Below are 3397 nucleotides of genomic sequence, written 5' to 3'. Positions count from 1 at the left end.
GGCCACCCGCGCCGCCAGGTCGGCACTGTAGATCACGATGCCGAGGCCGGCGGTCGCCGCGGTGACCGAGGAGACCGCGAGCGTCGCGCGGGTGTGCGACCATCCCGCTACCGTGAGCAGCTGGTACACGTGGCCGCGGTGCGGCGCGTACCAGAGCTGGCCGGAGCGCACCCGCCGCAGCAGCGTGCAGGAGGTGTCCGCGAGGTAGACCAGCAGCGGGGCGACGACGGCGTCGGGCCGCACACCGTGCGCGACGGCCAGCAGCGTCAGCACGGCGATCAGCGCGCCAAGGGCGTAGCTGCCCACGTCGCCGAGAAAGATCCTGGCCCGCGGGAAGTTGTAGGGGCCGAAGCCGAGCGCGGCCCCGGCCGCCATGGCCCCGCCGTAGGTGAGGAAGTCCAGGCCGCTGCGGTGCCCGATGACAGCGAAGGCCACGCCGGTCAGCAGGGTCTGGGCCGACGAGATCCCGTTGATCCCGTCCATGAAGTTGAAGGCGTTGGTGAAGCCTGCGATCCACACCAGCGCCGCGCAGGCGGCCAGCGGGATGACCGCGACCGGCAGGTCGGGCGGTGCCACGGCGACCCAGGCGACGATCGTCAGCGCCGCCGCGATCATCTGTAGGCCGAGTCGGCGGAGCGCGGCCACGCCATGGGTGTCCTCGGCGAGGCCGAGCAGGCCGAACAGCGACGCCGCCACCACCACGGTGAACAGCTCGGCGGGGGCGTCCACGGCCGGGTCGATGATGGGTACCAGCATGCCGGCGAACAGGCCGAGGGCGATGGCCACTCCGCCGCCCCGGCAGGTGGGCACCAGGTGTGACGATCGTTCGGTCACGGCGTCCATGACGGCCAGGCGCCGCATGCCCGCGATCACGGCCGGTGTCGTGACCGCGGTGATCAGGAGTGCGATGGCTGCCGAAAGCGCCACGTCGTCCACCGCCTTGGGATGGTCCGGAGGGTCCTTCGCCGTCGCCGGCACGGAAAAATCATGGCCGTGCCGCTGGTGGCCAGCTGGATCCGAGTCTGATCGAAGATCGAAAGATGGCTACATTAAGTAGTAGAGAGACTACTACTAGTGTGGATCGGTGTTCGTCATGTCGCGTCCGACATCGGCATCGGCGCCGGCATCGGCATCGGCGCCGACGCCGCCGGCATCGGCGCCACGGCGGGATGCTGGCATCGTGACCGCCGATGTCGGTGTCGCGCCGCTCGTCCACGCGGGGGTCCGTGTCGGATGCCCGTCGGGTGCCATCTGGTGGCGGTCTTCAGGTTGTGACGCGACACGGGGCATGCTTCCGCTTTGACCTCGATTCGATATGTCACTCTCTGCTTATGAATATTTACGGAAAGCTCGTCGTGGTGGGGCAGGGCTACGTGGGTCTGCCCCTGGCGATGCGGGCCGTCGAGGTCGGCTGGTCCGTGGTCGGGATCGAGGTGGACGAAGGGCGGGTCAAACGGCTGAGCAACGGTGAGTCCTACGTGGAGGACATCCCGAGCCTGGCCGTCTCCGAGGCCATCGACAGCGGCCGCTACCGGGCGTCATCGAACTATCAGGACGCGTCCGAATTCGACGTCGCGGTGGTGACCGTCCCGACCCCGCTGCGTGAGGGCATCCCGGATCTTTCCTACATCGAGAGCTCCGGGCGCAGCCTCGGGCCGTTACTGCGGCGGGGAGCCACCGTGATCCTGGAGTCCACGACCTATCCCGGCACCACCGACGAGCTGTTCGGGCCGCTGCTGGAGGAGACCTCGGGACTCGCCGCCGGGGAGTCGTTCTTCCTCGGCTACTCGCCCGAGCGGATAGACCCCGGCAACCCGAGCTGGAACCTGGTCAACACCCCGAAGGTGATCTCCGGCATCGACGAGCGGTCCCTGCGGGCCGTGCGGGCGTTCTACGACTCGATCGTCGAGACGACCGTGCCGGTGGCCTCGGTCCGCACCGCCGAGCTGACCAAACTGCTGGAGAACACCTTCCGCCACGTCAACATCGCCCTGGTGAACGAGCTGGCGATGTTCGCCCACGAGCTCGGGGTCGACGTGTGGGAGGCGATCGAGGCGGCGTCCACCAAACCGTTCGGCTTCCTGCGCTTCACCCCCGGCCCCGGGGTCGGCGGGCACTGCCTGCCCATCGACCCCTCCTACCTGTCGTGGCGGGTACGGCGCAGCCTCGGGCGCAGCTTCCGTTTCGTCGAGCTCGCCAACGACGTCAACGACCACATGCCCGACCATGTCGTGCGCCGGGTTCTGGAGATGCTCAACCGCCGGCGCAGCGCGGTCAACGGCAGTCGCATCCTGCTGCTCGGGCTGGCCTACAAGAAGAACACCGGTGACGTCCGGGAGTCCTCGGCGGTGCGGGTCGCCGCGCTGCTCGCCGGGCTCGGCGCGGACGTGCGGGCCGCGGACCCGCACGTTGACGCCTCCTGCCTGCCGTCGGGTGTCGCCCTGGTCGAGGCGGACGCCGAGGAGGTCGCCGCCGCCGATCTCGTGATCGTCCTGGTCGACCATGACGCGTTCTCCCGGGAGCTGGTGGCCCGCCGCGCCCGCGCCGTCCTCGACACCCGCTGCTGGCTACCCACCCAGCGCTCGGGACACCACGACGCCGCACCGCCCGCCACCGCCGAGGTCGAACTCCTCTGACCCAACCCGACGACGGCCAGCCGCGGCAATCAACAGCCAGGTGGATGATGGCCGAGCGGCGCTCGGCGAGTGACGCGTACAGGTGTACGTACAGGTGTAACAGCCATGCGGTGGACGCGGACCGAGCCGAGCCTGGAGCGCCGGTCAGGTAGCCATACGTATCCGTTACGAACGGCGTGGCCAGCGTGGCCGGCCAGGGAGCGGCCGGCCAGGGAACAGCCCGGACCGGTGGGCCGCGCGGAGCCCGCTCGACGTGCGGTTCGCGATTCTGGCAGCTCTACCTCGTAAGAATGAGTGCGGAAACGGCTGCTACAGCAACCACTTACATACTCGTTCTGGTGATCGCGAGGCGTAACAGGCTGTCGCGCAGGTGCATGGGGAACAGGACGCACGTGTCGAGCAGTGCGGCGAAGGTCATGGTGCTTCCGTGCGGCGGTAGGGCCTGTCGGTCGCGCGGTAGCCGTCGAGCTCCTCGGCGAGGGCGACCAGTTCGTCCATGGCGGCCTCGCGTGCGGTTCGTCGCCGTTCCTGGTAGGAGAGCACGTCACGCAGGAGGACTCGGCGGTGACGGCCTGGCTGGGTGTAGGGGATCCGCCCGTCGTCGAACATCCTGACCAGGGTGGGACGGGAGACGCCGAGAATGTCGGCGGCTTCCTGCGTGGTCAACTGTTGGTGGTGGGGTGCGATGGTGACCGCCTGGCCGTGGGCCATGGCGAGCACGACGTGTTGGAGCACCTCGTAGACGGCCGCCGGTAGCGGGG

General features: G+C 69.2%; 3 protein-coding genes (1 of these 3 only partly in view). 1 reads left to right on the top strand and 2 read right to left on the bottom strand.

The features are described 5' to 3' along the window. A protein-coding gene (locus tag FrCorBMG51_RS07840; RefSeq protein ID WP_476742129.1) for an MraY family glycosyltransferase crosses the window boundary here: on the bottom strand, positions 1-756 show its 5' portion. Its footprint begins 150 nt before the window's first position; 756 of the gene's 906 nt are visible here — the first part of the coding sequence; its start codon is at positions 754-756; its stop codon lies off the left edge, out of view. Between the two features lie 575 nt (positions 757-1331). Between FrCorBMG51_RS07840 and FrCorBMG51_RS07830 the strand changes: the two genes are divergently transcribed. After that, positions 1332-2636 carry a nucleotide sugar dehydrogenase gene (locus FrCorBMG51_RS07830; RefSeq protein WP_047222422.1) on the top strand — a complete coding sequence of 435 codons (1305 nt, stop codon included), beginning with the start codon at positions 1332-1334 and terminating at the stop codon, positions 2634-2636. Positions 2637-3050: 414 nt separating this feature from the next. On the opposite strand, the gene FrCorBMG51_RS07825 is transcribed toward FrCorBMG51_RS07830, so the two are convergent. Beyond that, a partial coding sequence (locus FrCorBMG51_RS07825) for a helix-turn-helix domain-containing protein (protein ID WP_200902372.1) occupies positions 3051-3397 on the bottom strand: 347 nt, incomplete at its 5' end.

This window comes from Protofrankia coriariae (assembly GCF_001017755.1).
GTDB classification, from domain to species: domain Bacteria; phylum Actinomycetota; class Actinomycetes; order Frankiales; family Frankiaceae; genus Protofrankia; species Protofrankia coriariae.
Note: the sequence above shows the minus strand (reverse complement) of the source record. Positions and strands in the feature narration are given on the sequence as shown.

What these genes read in the sequence shown, in the direction of transcription:
- FrCorBMG51_RS07830 (WP_047222422.1), top strand. Translation starts at nt 1,332, where the DNA reads ATGAATATTTACGGAAAGCTCGTCGTGGTGGGGCAGGGCTACGTGGGT.